This is a genomic window from Gammaproteobacteria bacterium (assembly GCA_029884425.1).
Lineage (GTDB): Bacteria > Pseudomonadota > Gammaproteobacteria > S012-40 > S012-40 > JAOUHV01.
Genome location: JAOUHV010000002.1, coordinates 1 through 17126 on the forward strand (window position 1 = coordinate 1; position 17126 = coordinate 17126).

Here is a 17126-nt window from a genome sequence, read left to right on the forward strand (position 1 = left end):
ACTGGCTTTCTCATCATATTGCCCCCCTTAATGACAAAAACATACCTTTCATACACAACTTGTAATGACCATAATATATATGCGCCTAACAAATGTTCCCAGTATCGAACAGAGCGCTCCTCATTATGTATTTCATTCATAACTCTAGCTAATTCTACAACTAGCGTCTCATATGAACAATAACACTCCTCCGCTGCAAGATCTTGAGCATTGAAGCTCTCTCTGAATTTATACACCTTACGCTCGCATTATTAGAAACAATCTAATCTCTTAACGTTCGCCATAACCGGCAGCAAAAAGTGGCGCGACGAAGGAGCCACGTTTTTTGATGTCCGCGTTCATGGCGTTGTTAGGCAATATTTCACTCGATGCCCCCCCAGCTTGTGCGCGGTTGCCAGCAAGATGATTGTCTTGTCGAGCTCTGATTTCATGATCTTCGACAAGTCTTTACTCAGGATCTGGTGAAGCCGCCAAAACTGCGTCATTGTTCCGACGTTAAGCGCGAATGACTTCTGAATTTCATGCTCAACTATTTCGCGTCTGGATTGAACGAGCACCATTGACAAGAGAGGATACTTCTCGATGAGAACGGAGAAGTATGGATGCGCCACCAAATTTTGAAGCTCTTGGAGAATAGCTTTCAGCTCTTCCACGTACATTTTCTTTGAAGTGGCATCCTGTTTGATTTGGTTTGTGCCTTGGTCGGACGCATTCAGAACGTTGAGGAAGTAACGGCGAACAAGTTCTAGCAGCCGAAGACGGCCATGGCTGGACTCGCGACGAAAGGCGTAAATTGCAGTGCAGTATGCTACTACGACGGAAACAAGGATTGAGGCAATCGGAATGAGAATGTCTTTTGTCTCGTCATACATGCCACGTTCTCCTATTGCCTAAAGTGTTAATAAGGGTCGCGAATGAAAGGAGCGTCCCAGTGAGCGATAGCGAACGATCTTGATTTTCTTGTTAGGCATTTGATTTACCCCAATCATCTAAAACTTCTTGAAAACCTTCAGTATCAGTTATTTCAATACAAGAGCATCCATAATCGTTTTTCTCTAATTCTTCCTGGATTGCCTTGATTTTATACCAGTCCTTATCGATCACCATTCCGTTCTTTGCGCCATAACCTTTAATAAGACAATGCAACTGGTGAGTTTCATTTCCCACTCTAATTGTGAATGGTGACTCAATATCTAAGTTATATTCTTCTTGTAATTGTTTAAGGATTGAGTCCATTTTTTACATGCCTAACATGAAGATAATTCCAAAAGTCTAAATACTCTAACAACGAATAAAAGAGTCGCGTAAAACTGGCTGCCCTTTTTTTACAGCTTTAATCATAGTCCCACCGAGAACCTCATCCAAATACTTTGGTGCAAGACCAAACCCTGGTCGAATACTCCGAACATGTTCAGGCTTTATAATCTCCCCCACACCAACATCCTTCACAAAGTACAAGGAACGCCTAAATTTAACATTACCTACCTCACTAGACTTTTGCCCATAATCAACATGACCTACCGCCTGCCAAGCTATTTTGGAATCTCGACACAAAGCTTCCAATTCATTTGGCTCGAGTGAAAAGCTGTCATCAGGACCTCCCCCATTGCGATCTAGCGTAACGTGTTTTTCAACTATGCACGCCCCCAATGAAACTGCCGCTATGGCTGTAACATTACTAATAGTGTGATCAGATAACCCTACTAGCACACCAAAATGCTCCCTCATATCTACAAGTGTTTTTAAGTTATAATCACCGGACGGAGCGGGATAACCACTCACACAGTGCAAAATAGCTAACTGCTTACACCCTCCCTCCCTTGCCGCCTCAATAGCCTCTGCTATTTCTTCTCGATCAGCCATGCCCGTCGAAATAATCATCGGTTTACCTGTAGAGGCAACGTATTTAATTAGCGGTAAATCAATCGCTTCAAATGAAGCAATTTTATATGCAGGAGCATTCAGATCTTCAAGCAAATCTACTGCAGTATTATCGAATGGAGAGCTGAACATAGTAATGCCAACTTTTCGCGCATATTCGAAAAGTGGCTTATGCCATTCCCATGGAGTATGTGCCCACGCATACAAATCATACAATGACCTTCCTGCCCATAATCCTTCGGTCAACATGAAGTCCGGCCCATCACAATCAATTGTTATCGTATCTGGGGTATAGCTCTGAATTTTTATCGCATCCGCGCCTGCTGACTTTGCAGCATCCATGATTTTAAAGGCCCGTTGAATATCACCATTATGATTTGCCGATAACTCAGCGATAATATACGGAGGATAGACCCCACCAATATTGCGCCCATTAATAGCAATTGATTCGCTCATCATGCATTTCTCATATTTATTTATCATCAACAGGTACGAACAACTCGACTTCGCCCGATATACAACACTGATCATCTTTATTGCTAATACTAACAAACGCCAACAATTTTCGCCCTACTCGACTAAGTACTTTAACATTTAGGCTACACAATGAATTAGCATAAACCGGCTTATGAAAACTATATTTCTGTGCTAACAAAATAGTTCCATTTCCAGGAAATTCAGTTCCAAATACAGTAGCTACAAGGGAGCAAAGTAATTGTCCATGAGCAATCCTGTCTTCAAAGCCCACAGATATTGCATAATCACTGTCAACATGGATAGGATTATCATCCCCTGTAAGTTTAGAAAAACTATTAATATCATCACATGTAACAAAAAAATCTTTGCTAAATGTTGAATTCACTCGATATGAATTGTTCATTTTGGAGTCAATTTGAGGCCGAATATATTTTACCCATTCAATCTTGAACAATGCCAACCTGTAGACATCAAACAACTCACCTTCAAATTGGTGTTGCTTTCGGAATATTCCTTCGACACTAAAACCATGCTTTCGATGAAAGCGTATCACTGATTCATTGTAAGACAGAACTTCACAGTATAGTTTTCCCATACCTAGTTCATTAAAGGCATAATTGATTGCGTAATACTCCATCAATGAGCCGACACCTCTAACAGCAGTATTTCCGGAATAAAATGCCCAACTACAACATTTACTTGATAAATTGATATCCACATAAGCAATCACACCGACAGGGACACCCTCGATCTCAAAAATAAAATACTGTTTACTACTATCTGACTGAACCCTATCGAACCAAGCCAGATGTTCTTCCGCAGTAATTTCGTGACTGGTATACATATTCTTTCTTGTTTCAGGAGAATTGCGCCATACCAGCACATAATCCAAATCGCTATTTTCCATTCTCCTCATGCTGCATCGCTTAGACTCCTTCATTATTCCTCCTTCAATAAAGCATCAAGCACTCGATCAACTCCACCACCATCAACGACTCCTAAAGATTTCTTTCGCATGAGCTCTAGACGACGTGGATTCATACTCAATTCCTTAAAAATATTTCTATAATCCATATCTCTTAGATCTTCACAATTTCCTATATAGATTTGCGTACCTCTTTTCTGCATTTCAATTGCCACTTTCCTCTGATTGCTAGCAACAACCGTCACAACAGCTGGCACTCCGAGACAACATCTCTCCCATGTAATACTTCCACCAGCACAAAATAACAAATCAGCACCAACAAGAATCTCTGCAATGTTATTTACATTATAATGAAGCGTTACACCATCATAATGATCACACCAAGCTTCAATATCAACTTTATAGGGATTTGCGGCACCAATGATTACATCAATTTCAAGACCTTTATTTAAATATTCTACAAGTGAAAATAGTACCTTTCTGGTTTCATTTACCAGATCAGCCCCCCCATAAAATATTGCCACTCTCTTCAAACAAGATATTTTTTCCTTAGGGTCTGATTGTCGAAACTCATCCCTTAGCAATACATATCGTGGTCCGAGTAGCCGAATAGTTGAATCTGGAACCAATGAATCATAACGAGTAAAAAAATGCTCACATAAATTTTGATCCAATATCACATCACAATCATGCATTCGATTAGCCAAATCATCGATAACCAATATTCGTGAACAGTACTCTCTTAGAGCCTTTTCCCACCGATAATCAATCGCATAATGATCAACAATCAACCAATCCACAATATTACCATCTAATGCAGATATAGTTTGAAGCACATCTTCTTGCCAACTGCAACCAAGCCAGCTTGCATGAGCCAAAAAATCTATATCATCGGACACATACTGTTTATCAGGTTGATTAATTATATTTAGCTCAAAACCCTCTCCTTCGATCACCGCACAGAGGTTACCTTCCAATTCTCGACAGATGAAAGAGCAATTAGCTCCCCGATGACTCAATGCATGCGCCAAAGTCAAGCAGCGCATAACATGACCTGTTCCAATCAATTGCGATGCATCAACTCTAAAAATAACGTTCATAACTAAATTTCATTCATTTCTAACAAGGCACGATACATTGCCTCTGCTCGTTTCCAATCATCCATATTATCGATGTCTTGAACACGATAGCTCGGTACACTAAGAGCCCATGTATCAGAAGAAAAAATTGGCTTCTCAGCCAACCAAGCGTCTGCCATTCCCCAATAAAATTGTCCCGCATCATGCCATGATTCTTCAAGATCCTGCGACCGAGTATTAAAATTTTCTGGAAAAAACATTTCAACGCGACCACGCTCATTGATTTTTACTGCTCGCTGAATGGGAAATCGATATCGCGTAAATGGAACCGAATATAATAAGTCACCCTGTTCAAGCTTTTCCAAGGCAGACAAAATATCTAATTCCCTTACAAAAGGAGCGGTAGCATAAACACAACAAACATATTCATACATCAGACCACCAGACCGAAAATATTCAATCGCATGCTTAATAACCGGAATAGTTCCAGAAAAATCATCGGCTAAACTTTTTGGTCTAATAAAGGGCACCTCCGCACCACAGCCACTAGCAATACTTGCAATTTCATCATCATCCGTACTTACAATAATTCGATCAAAACAACCGGTTCGTTTCGCAGCATCGATTGAATAGGCAATAATCGGCTTTCCGCAAAATAATTTAATATTTTTCTTCGGTATTCGCTTACTCCCACCTCTTGCTGGAATTACACACAACCTCACTTTATCACCTCAGAAAGCGCTCGAACCACATCATTTTGCTGTGAAACTGTCATCGAATTGAAGATCGGGATACTTATCTCTCTAGAATAATAGGATTCAGATACTGGAAAATCGCCATAGGAAAACCCCCTAGATCGATAATACGGCTGGGCATGCACAGGAATATAGTGCACATTAACACCGATTCCTTTGTTACGAAGCTCATCAAATATCTCAGCTCGATCTCTACTCAACTGATCTGTCTTCAATAAAATCGGATACAAATGATATGCCGAAAACGCCCAGCTCGACTGAAATGGAAGAAGCACCGGGACATTAACAAGCATATCATTATATCGACTAGCCAATTGGTGGCGCTGTCGAACAAACGCGTCAAGGCGTGATAACTGACTTAGCCCCAGCGCAGCTTGCATCTCAGTCATACGGTAATTAAATCCTAAATCTACCTGCTGATAGAACCACCCACCCTCCGAGGAACCAATCATCTCATTGGGATCTCGGGTTATACCATGACTCCGAAGAAGCAACATTTTTTTATACAACAACTCATCATTTGTTGTTGCAACTCCACCCTCAGCCGTTGTTATTATCTTTACTGGGTGAAAGCTGAATATCGTAATATCCGAATATTCACAACCACCTACAGGGCGGCCTAGGTATTTACCACCTATAGCATGCGAAGCATCTTCAATAACTTTAAAGCCGTACCGATCACCCAATCGCCTTATTTCTTTCATATTGCATGACTGCCCCGCGAAATGAACAGGAATAACCACTTTAGGCAATCTATTTTCTTTCTCAGCTAGAATTAGCTTTTTTTCCAACTCAATAGGACACATATTATAGGTAAGAGGGTCGATATCAACGAAATCAACATCAGCACCACAATACAATCCACAATTTGCAGAGGCCACAAATGTGTTTGGTGACGTCCACAGCCAATCACCTTTACCCAAGCCTAACGCCAAACATGCCACATGCAGTGCTGATGTCGCGCTATTTACTGCAACTGAATAGTTTACATTGCAATATTCCGCTAGATTTTTTTCAAATCGGGGAACCGTCGGCCCCTGCGTCAAGTATTCAGACTTCAACACATCGACAACAGCATCTATATCTGCCTGACTTATATCTTGTTTACCATAAGGAATCATAAGCTAGCACTCTTCATACCCATTGGCCATTTCAAGAAAATCCTTCTGACTCAACCACTCCTTATTGTTTCCAGAATGATACTCATGCCCTTGGTCTACATACACGCCTTTTTCACCAATATTATTTTCAGAAAAATTGGATTTGTGCGAAAACTGAATTGTTGGCGCAATAACAAAGTGATCATGAAATTCAAGCGTTAAATGACTATCATCTGAAGGACACATAATTTCATGCAATTTTTCACCCGGCCTTATGCCCACAATGTGATGTGGAAGTTCTGGCGCAAGAGCATTAGCCAAATCAATCACCTTCATAGATGGAATCTTAGGAACAAAAATTTCCCCCCCCTGCATCCGATCAAAGTTTTTCAAGACAAAATCAACCCCCTGATCCAAAGTAATCATAAATCGGGTCATATCCTTGTGCGTAATCGGTAGCTCGGCAACTCCCTGCGATATCAATTTTTTAAAGAAAGGAACAACCGACCCACGAGAACCAACTACATTTCCATACCGAACAACAGAAAAGCTAGTTTTCCTTGACCCAACCATATTATTTGCTGCCACAAACAGCTTATCGCTAGCTAACTTTGTTGCGCCATATAAATTGATGGGATTTGCTGCTTTATCAGTAGATAGGGCAATAATTTTTTCTACATTATTTTTAATAGCTGCTTTAATGACATTCTCTGCACCATGTATATTTGTCTTTATACACTCCATAGGATTATATTCAGCAGCCGGAACTTGCTTCATAGCTGCTGCATGAATAACAAAATCAACACCCTGCATTGCCTCATCCATGCGATTCGCATCACGTACATCCCCGATGAAATAACGCATACACGATGCGCTATAATATTGTTGCATTTCAAACTGTTTTAACTCGTCTCGAGAATAAATAACAATCCGCTTTGGTGAATATTTCTCAAGCAATGTTTTCACATATCGCTTTCCAAACGACCCAGTTCCACCCGTAATCAAGATTGACTTATCATTAAACATCTCATTTCCTTAAGCTAAGTATTACCCATGAATAAACGAATATGCGAATTACAAAGAACGTAGCAATTTCCCAAGCATCTTTTTTAACACCAATTGCCAGTGATGAAGCAGTGGACCATCCTTCATTTTCTTATCTAGCACCCCAAACGACGGCCGACGAGCAGGAGTAAAATACTCGCTAGCAGCAATAGGCTTGATTACGATTTCTTTACTCAACAAGCCTATTGCTAAGGCCTCTTGCTGTATTGCCACCGCGAAATCATACCAGCTCGCCACCCCCGCATCAGTATAATGATAAATACCTCGCAACTTCGGCCGATCAGCCATTTCCCATATCGCCGATGCCAATGAGCCTGCCCACGTTGGCGTACCAATTTGGTCACATACCACACTCAATTCATCACGCTCACGCATCAAACGCAGCATGGTTTTTACAAAATTATTGCCGTGAACAGAATATACCCAAGCAGTGCGGATAATCACCGCATCAGGGCATTCTTCAGCCACCAGTCTTTCGCCTTCCAACTTTGATGCGCCATATACATTCAGAGGGTTGGGCTTGTCTTCTGGCGTATAGGGCGTAGATTTTGCTCCATCGAACACAAAGTCAGTCGATATATGAATTAATCGAGCACCACTTTTTTTTGCACTCGCCGCAAGATATCCTGCACCATACGCATTCACAGCATAGGCGGTTTCTTTATCGCTTTCTGCCTTGTCTACTGCGGTATAGGCTGCCGCATTTATGATTAAATCTGGTTTTATTCGGTCAACAAACGCATTAACTGAAAGTTCATCACGGATATCCAGTTGATCCACATCAACCGCGTATACTTCATACCCATCTGGAATTCTTTGCTGCAACTCCCAACCAACCTGACCATTCGCTCCAGTAATCAAAACTTTCATAAAAAATACTCCGCACGTAAGAATGGCTTTCCATCCATATCTTTTGCAGAGAGCTTAGGCTCATACCCTTCCGGAATCGGCCATTGAATATTCAGAACAGGATCATTCCATGCTAGACAATGTTCATCTGCAGGTGAATAAAAATCCGTACACTTGTATACAAACTCTGCAGATTCACTAGTCACATAGAACCCATGAGCAAAACCCTCTGGCACCCACAGCATTTTTTTATTATCCGAGCTAAGATACTCACCAACCCATTGTCCAAAAGTTGGGGAAGTTTGGCGCATATCTACCGCTACATCATAAACTTCGCCTGAGATTACACGCACCAACTTTCCTTGCGGGTTTGGCTTTTGATAATGCAGCCCTCTTAGAATCCCCTTCGAGGATTTGCTATGATTGTCCTGTACAAACTTCAGATCCAATCCCGCTTTTCGGAATTTTTCCTGGTGATAGGTTTCCAGAAAAAAGCCCCGCTCATCACCAAACACCTGAGGCTCTATTACAATAACATCCGGTATTTTTGTTGGAACAAATTTCATAGCCTGATTTTCCCTTCGAGCAATCGAAGCAGATATTCACCATAACCACTTTTTTTCAGGGGCTGAGCAAGCTTTTCTAGCTGCTGAGCACTGATATAGCCCTGTCGATAGGCAATCTCTTCCAAGCAGGCAATTTTCAATCCCTGCCGTTCTTCAATAATCTTGATGTAATTTGCTGCCTCTAGCAAAGAAACATGAGTCCCAGTATCGAGCCACGCAATTCCCCGCCCCAAAAGCTCCACCTGCAGCTTCCCTCGATCAAGATAAACTTGGTTCACATCGGTGATTTCCAATTCACCCCGTGGAGAAGGCTTGATCTCTTTGGAAATAGAGACGACATCATTATCGTAATAGTAAAGACCAGTTACTGCATAATTGGACGGCGGATTTTTCGGTTTTTCAATCACCTTGGTGACTTTTCCCGTCGCATCAAAATCAACAACTCCGTAGCGCTCAGGATCGTTCACATAATAGGCAAATACCGTCCCACCTTCTTTTTGTGCTGCAGCCCGAAGTAAGCTATCTGCCAAATGATTGCCATAAAAAATATTATCGCCTAACACCAAGGACACAGGATCATTGCCGATAAATTCCTCACCAATAATAAATGCCTGTGCCAAACCATCCGGACTAGGTTGCTCGGCATAAGAAAGGCTAATCCCCCATTGCGAACCATCGCCCAACAAATCGGAAAACCTCGGCAAGTCCTGGGGGGTAGAGATAATCAAAATATCCCTGATTCCTGACAACATCAACGTGCTCAGGGGGTAATAAATCATCGGTTTATCATACACGGGCATGAGCTGTTTACTTACCGCCATGCTCAATGGATACAATCGTGTTCCACTTCCCCCCGCCAAAATAATACCTTTCATAATTTTGCTCCCAACCTTTCACGCTGATAGCTTCCATCTTGAACACGTCGACACCAATCCAAATTAGCCAAAAACCATTCCACCGTTTTGCGAATACCGCTATCGAAACTTTCGGCCGGTTTCCAGCCTAATTCCTTTTGAATTTTACTAGCATCGATGGCATAACGAAGATCATGCCCTGGTCGATCCGCCACATAAGTAATCAAATCTTCGTAGCGATTCACTCCTGGTGGTTTGCGAGGAGCCAACTCTTCCAATAATGCGCAAATTGTTTTAACGACTTTTATATTTTGTTTTTCGTTATGCCCACCAATATTGTATGTTTCACCAACATCGCCTTTTTCTGCAACAAGACAAAGTGCCCGTGCATGATCTTCAACATATAGCCAATCGCGAACCTGATTTCCTTTGCCATATACTGGGAGCGGCTTACCCTCCAAGGCATTCAATATCATCACTGGAATTAACTTCTCAGGAAAATGATAAGGGCCATAATTATTAGAACAATTGGTCAATAAAGTCGGCAATCCATAAGTGCGGTTCCATGCCCTAACCAAATGATCGGAACTTGCCTTGCTTGCCGAATAAGGTGAACTTGGCTGATACGGTGTTTTTTCCGTAAACAAATCGTCAACACCATGAAGATCGCCGTACACTTCATCTGTTGAAATGTGATGAAAACGGAAGCTAGTTTTTTTATCGCCATTTAGCGATAGCCAATATCGACGAGCGGCCTCAAGCAAGGTGTAGGTGCCAACAATATTTGTTTGAATAAATTCGGCCGGCCCATCAATGGAACGATCAACATGAGATTCAGCCGCCAGATGCATCACAATATCCGGCTGATACTTTTCAAAGATCCGCTGGATTTTTTCCGCGTCACAAATATCAACTTGCTCAAATGAATATCGGTCACTAGCAGAAACCGATGAAAGTGATTCCAAATTGCCTGCGTAGGTCAAATTATCAACATTCACCACCCTATGAGGTAATTCGTTGATAATATTTCGAATCACTGCAGAGCCAATAAAACCAGCCCCTCCGGTTACAACAATAGTTTTACTAGTCACCATACACCCTTCCAATCTATTCTAGCCTTGGCTCAAAGCCGTCCAACTGATCCATTTCTTTCGTCAAAGCCGCAATTTCCAAACGAAGCGCTTCGTATTCGGCTATTTTGAACTTAAGAAACCTCGCGGTTATTTTCGCTTTCTCCTCAATTCCATGGGGAGTAAGCATATACGCATATCCCCGCTTTGAAGGATTATTCTTAAAGTTTTGAACTTTGACCCAACCTCGGTCAATCAAGGCATTGAGGCAATAGTTGGTTTTTCCCAAACTAATACCCAGAACTTTGGCCAAATCACGCTGACTCATTTCTGGATCACTTTCGAGCAATCTAAGCACTCGGTAACGAATTTCGTCGACCAAAAGCACCTCCGTTCAAGTATTGAACAATAAAGGCAGACACTCTCCAGGATACTTGAAACTCAAGCCTGCAAGACCGCATTTGACGTAAACTATCTCCACTCTCCCGTACCGCTATCAAAACGCAGCAATCCCCTGCGATTAAAGCGTTTTTTTAGTTTTACAGGAAAAAACCAGCCTATCAGCTCAAAAATCGCCCACACTGAACACATCCATCCCCCAGGTGCAATTCTATCTTTTTCTAGGATATAATTTTGTAACGCGGAGGATAGCTGATGGGTATGCGTCTTAAAACCACCCAAAAAAGACTCTACAACACTTAATTCATAACCCGACCTAGAGAAGGAATGCCACAGGTAATAATCTCCAGCCAACCTATATGACGACAAACGCTCTAAATCCAAGCACTCATTCAACTCTGAACTCCAAAACGTTGATTCCTGCTGTATATACGGAAGCCGCCTTCCATACTCCCCCGCTAGAATAAGCTTCCGAACATATCGAAATGGTAACCGTGCAGCAGTAACTTCGGAATTTTCATTAAAATTTACGTTTATTCCTGTAAGCCATTTAATTTCGGTGTCAAACATAATCCGCTGAATTACAGAAAATGCCTTGTGATAATATAAATCGCCTGCATTTATATATGAGACGATATCACCCGTAGCTTTCGCCAAACCCTTTGCCAACGCATGATACATACCAGAATCAGGCTCAGAAAAAAGCATGATCGCGGGATGATTTAAGCGTTGGATTTTTTCCACTGTACCGTCATTTGAGCCACCATCACAAATGATATACTCAAGCTCAACACTTCCATCCATGACCGCAGATTGATTAATAACGGACTCAACTGTCTCCATGATTAGCGACTCAGCATTATAGCAAGGAGTAATGACAGAAAATCGTGGACGCCTATCCATAAATAAAATTCTTAATATTATGTAATATTGTGCAAATCAATGTTGTCGATCCAACGCAAAAATATAACTTCAAGATCATAAATAACGCCTCAACGCAATACGGCGCAGATAGCTAAACATAACAACCCCAACCGTACACAATAATTTAAAAATTCCCATTCTATTTGGCTCCACTACAAACTCCGTCCATATTGAAGAAAAATGACGAAACCGTTTGGCATCTATAATTTCCCTGAGCCACATCTTCACCATAAGCCTCTCTAACAAATGGACTTTATTTACTTGTCGACAGTACCACACTTTAGCTTGAAAATACCTCAACCCAAGAATTCCATCCCTATCGGCAACACTTATAGAACCTGGGTGAGCCCTAAAAAAATTAAGGTTCTGCGCAACAAAACCAACCTTCGCGAATCTTGTTGCCGCCAGCAAATACAACAATAAATCAGGTCCCGCGCCATGATCCATAAAATCCGAACATCCGGGGGAGTCGATTTTAATTTTTATATCTCTATTTAAATCACTCAGACGAAACAACGCAGCTCCAGGGGATACTGGCGCAACTCCATCCAGTGCATCCAATATATAATCTTTCGTCGCATAAACACCAGTAGACCGCCTCCAATGAAAAAGCTCATCCCCACTCCAAGGTTCGTGTCCATTTATAACCCCTGAGAATACAAACGCGACTTTCTCATCCTTTAGTAATGGAACGCATTCAGCAAGCATATCCTCTTTCATAAGATCATCACTGAAAAGAATTTTGCCATATTCACCTGTCGCCTCCTCGATACATCGCCGCCAGTTTCTTACTGGCCCGATGTTTTCAGAATTTCTAAACACTTTCACTCGACTATCTTTGACAGCATAGCTCTGAACAACATTCCAAGTACCATCAGTACTAGCATTATCGACAACAATAATTTCAATATCACCGTAGGTCTGAGCCAATGCAGACTCCATAGTTTCAGCAATCAGACCTTCACGGTTATAAACAGGTATTAATATGGATACTTTACACACAAGATAGCCTTCTTTAGACTCTTTACTATGAGTTTCTGCAAGAAAGGAAAATACTCAAATTGATCAAAACCCACAATCTGCTTCAACGAACCAAAATTCTGGAACAACCCTCGAACCCCCATTACCCTCCTTATATACCTTCTCTTAATTCTTGCAGAGCAAATAGAATAGTACGGATCAAGCAAATCAAACCACTTAGGGATTTCATACAGCATAATCAGCGGCTTGGACTCGACCCAGGATTTTTCCACTCGTTTCGAATACACATATGCCTGACTAGACACAACAAGCGATAACTTTTCCTCTTTTTGAGCCCAAGACAAGTAATCAAACACCAAACCACTATACGCGTGACTAGTCCCTATATAACGTTTAAAGAATTGCGTTCTGTATGAGTCTGAGTGAATAACAAAACTACCAAATGGCAAATTAAATACATTATCGCAAAAAAAACTTAATGCATTATCATATGATCTATCATGATCAATCTTCACCATTTTTTTGTATACGCCGTGTTTTTCATCAAAAATTTCCATATTTAGCAGCAATAGATTCGGGCATTTATTAACTAAAACATTTTTCACATAGACCAAAGCCCCATCCTTTAACCTATCATCATCACCCAGCCAATAAAAATATTCAGATGTGACACTGCAAGCCGAAGCAATCATACTTTCATCAATCGACAATAACTTTTCATGGGAAATGACGGTCAAATTCTGATACTTTGACCTCAACTCATCAAGAAGATCCCCCGTCCCATCATTGGAATTATTATCACTAACAATTAAACTAACACGTTCCTTCTGGCACTCTACAATAAGAGATTCCAAATACTCACTAAGGAGGTGATATCTGTTTCGTGTTGGAATGACGATAGTCAAAAGTTTATCTAACATAAACCGAACCTTTTCGAACATAAAATAGATATTGCAGTGGTGAAATAATTGCTGTAAGTGATATTGAAATTATGGTGGCCAATATCACACCGGCAACACCAAGATCGGTCTGTGCCAAATAAATACTTAAGGGTATATTGATAGCTGCGGAGAATGAGGTTATAAAAACACCGATTTTCAACTTCCCTATAGCGCCTATAAAACAGCTAAAAATTGCATTCCAGAGCATCATTATTGTCAGCACAACAAACAATCCGACCACATACCGAGGTACATCAACGCCATCACCAACCCAAAGCTGAATAAGCCAATCTGCATTAAAAGAAAAAATGAGAGCCGATAACGACAACACCAGAAAAACCACCAACTGAGCAGCAGTGTATTTCTTAATCCATGAATAATCGCCACGATGAAATGCTTCAGTATAGGCTGGCAACAACGGGGTCAATAATAACGTTTGTATCAAAACAAAAAAACTAAACAACTTTAACACCACTTCATACGGCGTCACCATTCCAGGCCCTAATATCTGAGAAATTATAATCCTGTCCGTCATATATATAGACAGCGTCGCCAGTTGGATAATAAAGAACTGAATACCCAGGGTTAATAGCGGCTTTATTTGGAGCAATTTTGGCTTGCTAAAAAAGGGCATTAAACGAGGGTGTTTGGCGTGCAAAATTAAAGTCAAAATAAGATTGGATGAGACAAGCGCAAGGCCATACGCGAGCACCATATACAGAATAGATGAATCACAGAAAACATATAACGCATATACCGAAAAAAGTGCCAATATGTTTGCCAAAAACTGACTAAAAACGACATAAGATGTTTTCTGCAACCCATGAAAAACTTGTGCAACAAGGCTAATCCAGAAATTTGCCAAAATGCACATTGCCAATACTATAACAGACTCCCTCAGTGCGACCTCAGATACTATCGTTGTGTTAAATATTCTCTGCCAACTGACACTAATGGAGACTATAAGCACAACTAAAAACAATACAACTGCTACAAAACCGACAACCATATACGACGCAGCAACATACTCTCTGGCACTATTATAGTCTGATGCAGACAATGATTCAGAAACCTTGTTCCTCAATCCATTACCTATACCCAGGTCAAACAACATCACCCATGAAATAAGTGCGAGCATGGTAGCCCACACGCCAAATAGCTCATTTCCTAAATACTTAATAGTAATCGGCATCGCCACAAAGGTGGCTAAGATAGCAAGTCCCTTAAAAATAAAAGAGGACTTAACCTGATAAACATAATTAAAACCCCTGGAGCTTGACAATTCAGACATGACCGCATGACAACCATTCAACCATTTTCCGCACTCCCTCTTTGGCATTAACCCTAGGATTCCAACCAAGCCACTTTTCTGCTTTTGTCACATCAGCCACAAACACCTTTTGGTCGCTAGCACGCACTGGCAACTTTGTATAGTCAAGCTCCACACCCACTATAGATTCCAATAACGAAAACAACTCTAACAATGACAGGCTCTGCGCAGCCCCACCACCTATATTAAACACTTGTCCCCTAGCTTTATCCTCATGTGAAACTGCTGCAAAATATAAACTCTTCATATCATCCGCATGCAGCACATCTCTCACTTGCTTTCCATTACCTGATATAGTGAACGGTTCTTTTAATTTTCCATTTTTTATATCTATCGCCTGTTGACAAAACCAACCAACCCATCCTTGATCATAGGTAGCATATTGCCGACCACCATACATTGATGAGTGTCTAAACACCGCGGTATTCAAATCAAAGATCCTTGCATAATCAAGCATGTATTGATCTGCAGCGCCCTTCGAGCAACCATAGGGAGAGTGAAATTCCATTGGCGTCGTTTCGTCAAAACCTTTTTCATATCCTTTTGCCTCATAACGAGTTTCCGTTTCCAGGTATTCAACCCACTCAAGGTCTCCGTAAACTTTATTCGTGGATGAGTAAATGACTTGAGCATAAGGAACATGTGCACGAACAGCTTCTAGCAAATTCAAGGTCCCTAGTGAATTTGTTTCAAAATCTGCCCTTGGATTTGAAATTGAAGTTGTCATTGCCACTTGTCCTGCCAAATGAAAAATCACGTCTGGCTTATAATTGGCAATTAGGCTATCAACATCATTTGCATTTCGTATGTCTCCATGAACAAAGAAGAACTTTCCTTTTTCTTTTAGCCACTGATAATTGAGATTACTGCCTGTGCGTGATAAGTTGTCAAAAATACATAACTCTTCTCCACGAGAGAGCACTTCCTCTGCGAGATTGCTCCCTAAAAATCCACACCCGCCAGTAATCAAATATTTCATCGATAAATCTCTTTTCGGTTTATAAATTCATCCAGCGTGACCTTCAGTCCTTCATCAAGACGGATTGTTTGCCTGCATCCTATCCAGGAAGCAAGCTTTTTTACATTAGCCACAACACTCATCATTTCATCAGGGCGGTACTCCCTACCACCCCAATTTAACTCACCCTTGCCTATCAATTTCTGCAGCCGGGATCCAAATTCATGCAACGTGAGTCCTTTACCAGAACCCACATTTATCACTTCTTGCGATGGAAAATTCTCTAAACTTGCTACATCAACTATCGCTGATGCCGCATCCTTAACAAAGATATAGTCCCGCAACTGCTTTCCTAGGGTAAGTTCAATTTTCTCATTCGCCAAACATCCCTTTATCAGCATCGGCACAAATTTATGCTCTCCCTCCAAAGGTCCATACATTCCAAATGGACGGAGAACGGTCAATTGCTGACCACTGGACTTTGACTGAGCCAATGCAATGAGACTACCTGCAGCTTTCGTTGCCGCATAAACCCCCTGTGGGTTAAGGCTCGCCATTTCATTAATAGGATAATCATGTGCGCCATACTCATAGCATGTCCCTACATGAATAACGCGCTCAACTTTATGCTGCTTTGCTTCCTCCAATATCCATGAAACTGCTTGAACATTACCTAGGATTGCTGCCTCATAATCCTGCTGCCTATAGTCAACACCATACGCTGCACAATTTACAATAACATGAGGTTGACATTGCTCTATGGCTGCAACAATGGAACTCCTGTCTTGCAAATCAAATGGTATCAAACTCACAACATGCTCAATGCCCAGCCTCTTTAGTCGCCAAGTATTCGATTCTTGGCGGACAGCACAAAATGTTTCAATACCCCTCTCCACAAATAATGCCGACAAGTGCGCACCAAGAAATCCTGAGGCCCCTGTCACCATCACTCGTTTATTTTGCAAGTACATC

19 protein-coding genes are annotated in these 17126 nt (G+C 41.3%); all 19 read right to left on the bottom strand.

Features of this window, described 5'->3' with window-relative positions:
- Window positions 1-338: 338 nt before the first annotated feature.
- Window positions 339-872 (bottom strand): hypothetical protein, encoded by a 534-nt coding sequence (locus OEW58_00590; GenBank protein ID MDH5299846.1) that lies wholly within the window; start codon window positions 870-872, stop codon window positions 339-341.
- 91 nt (window positions 873-963) lie between these two features.
- Entirely contained in the window at window positions 964-1236 is a 273-nt protein-coding gene (locus OEW58_00595) for a hypothetical protein (GenBank protein ID MDH5299847.1), read from the bottom strand.
- A gap of 45 nt (window positions 1237-1281) precedes the next feature.
- On the bottom strand, window positions 1282-2337 hold the full coding sequence (gene pseI / locus OEW58_00600) for a pseudaminic acid synthase (GenBank protein ID MDH5299848.1): 1056 nt from the start codon (window positions 2335-2337) through the stop codon (window positions 1282-1284).
- Window positions 2338-2353: 16 nt separating this feature from the next.
- Window positions 2354-3298, bottom strand: a complete 945-nt coding sequence (gene pseH / locus OEW58_00605; GenBank protein MDH5299849.1) for a UDP-4-amino-4,6-dideoxy-N-acetyl-beta-L-altrosamine N-acetyltransferase — start codon at window positions 3296-3298, stop codon at window positions 2354-2356.
- Window positions 3298-4383: a UDP-2,4-diacetamido-2,4,6-trideoxy-beta-L-altropyranose hydrolase gene (gene pseG, locus OEW58_00610; protein ID MDH5299850.1), complete on the bottom strand. Its 1086-nt coding sequence runs from the start codon at window positions 4381-4383 to the stop codon at window positions 3298-3300. Before pseG ends, pseH begins: the two co-directional genes overlap by 1 nt.
- 2 nt (window positions 4384-4385) lie before the next feature.
- Window positions 4386-5084, bottom strand: coding sequence for a pseudaminic acid cytidylyltransferase (gene pseF, locus OEW58_00615; protein MDH5299851.1), 699 nt, complete (start codon window positions 5082-5084; stop codon window positions 4386-4388).
- A complete protein-coding gene (pseC, locus tag OEW58_00620) occupies window positions 5081-6238 on the bottom strand; it encodes a UDP-4-amino-4,6-dideoxy-N-acetyl-beta-L-altrosamine transaminase (protein ID MDH5299852.1) in 1158 nt (385 codons plus the stop codon). The genes pseF and pseC overlap by 4 nt, the downstream gene beginning before the upstream one ends.
- Before the next feature lie 3 nt (window positions 6239-6241).
- The gene (gene pseB, locus OEW58_00625) at window positions 6242-7243 is read right to left on the bottom strand and encodes a UDP-N-acetylglucosamine 4,6-dehydratase (inverting) (GenBank protein ID MDH5299853.1); all 1002 of its coding nucleotides are present in this window, start codon (window positions 7241-7243) and stop codon (window positions 6242-6244) included.
- Window positions 7244-7291: 48 nt separating this feature from the next.
- A complete protein-coding gene (gene rfbD, locus OEW58_00630; GenBank protein ID MDH5299854.1) occupies window positions 7292-8152 on the bottom strand; it encodes a dTDP-4-dehydrorhamnose reductase in 861 nt (286 codons plus the stop codon).
- Window positions 8149-8697: a dTDP-4-dehydrorhamnose 3,5-epimerase gene (gene rfbC / locus OEW58_00635; GenBank protein MDH5299855.1), complete on the bottom strand. Its 549-nt coding sequence runs from the start codon at window positions 8695-8697 to the stop codon at window positions 8149-8151. Before rfbC ends, rfbD begins: the two co-directional genes overlap by 4 nt.
- Window positions 8694-9572: a glucose-1-phosphate thymidylyltransferase RfbA gene (gene rfbA / locus OEW58_00640; protein MDH5299856.1), complete on the bottom strand. Its 879-nt coding sequence runs from the start codon at window positions 9570-9572 to the stop codon at window positions 8694-8696. Before rfbA ends, rfbC begins: the two co-directional genes overlap by 4 nt.
- On the bottom strand, window positions 9569-10645 hold the full coding sequence (rfbB, locus tag OEW58_00645) for a dTDP-glucose 4,6-dehydratase (GenBank protein MDH5299857.1): 1077 nt from the start codon (window positions 10643-10645) through the stop codon (window positions 9569-9571). The genes rfbA and rfbB overlap by 4 nt, the downstream gene beginning before the upstream one ends.
- 13 nt (window positions 10646-10658) lie before the next feature.
- Window positions 10659-11003 carry a MarR family EPS-associated transcriptional regulator gene (locus OEW58_00650; GenBank protein ID MDH5299858.1) on the bottom strand — a complete coding sequence of 115 codons (345 nt, stop codon included), beginning with the start codon at window positions 11001-11003 and terminating at the stop codon, window positions 10659-10661.
- A gap of 89 nt (window positions 11004-11092) precedes the next feature.
- Window positions 11093-11923: a glycosyltransferase gene (locus OEW58_00655; protein MDH5299859.1), complete on the bottom strand. Its 831-nt coding sequence runs from the start codon at window positions 11921-11923 to the stop codon at window positions 11093-11095.
- 75 nt (window positions 11924-11998) lie between these two features.
- Window positions 11999-12886 (bottom strand): glycosyltransferase, encoded by an 888-nt coding sequence (locus OEW58_00660; protein ID MDH5299860.1) that lies wholly within the window; start codon window positions 12884-12886, stop codon window positions 11999-12001.
- 38 nt (window positions 12887-12924) lie between these two features.
- Window positions 12925-13845 carry a glycosyltransferase family 2 protein gene (locus OEW58_00665; GenBank protein ID MDH5299861.1) on the bottom strand — a complete coding sequence of 307 codons (921 nt, stop codon included), beginning with the start codon at window positions 13843-13845 and terminating at the stop codon, window positions 12925-12927.
- Window positions 13835-15178: a polysaccharide biosynthesis protein gene (locus OEW58_00670; GenBank protein MDH5299862.1), complete on the bottom strand. Its 1344-nt coding sequence runs from the start codon at window positions 15176-15178 to the stop codon at window positions 13835-13837. Before OEW58_00670 ends, OEW58_00665 begins: the two co-directional genes overlap by 11 nt.
- On the bottom strand, window positions 15150-16175 hold the full coding sequence (locus OEW58_00675; protein MDH5299863.1) for a GDP-mannose 4,6-dehydratase: 1026 nt from the start codon (window positions 16173-16175) through the stop codon (window positions 15150-15152). The genes OEW58_00670 and OEW58_00675 overlap by 29 nt, the downstream gene beginning before the upstream one ends.
- Entirely contained in the window at window positions 16172-17125 is a 954-nt protein-coding gene (locus OEW58_00680; GenBank protein MDH5299864.1) for an NAD-dependent epimerase/dehydratase family protein, read from the bottom strand. Before OEW58_00680 ends, OEW58_00675 begins: the two co-directional genes overlap by 4 nt.
- Between the last annotated feature and the right edge of the window lies 1 nt (window position 17126).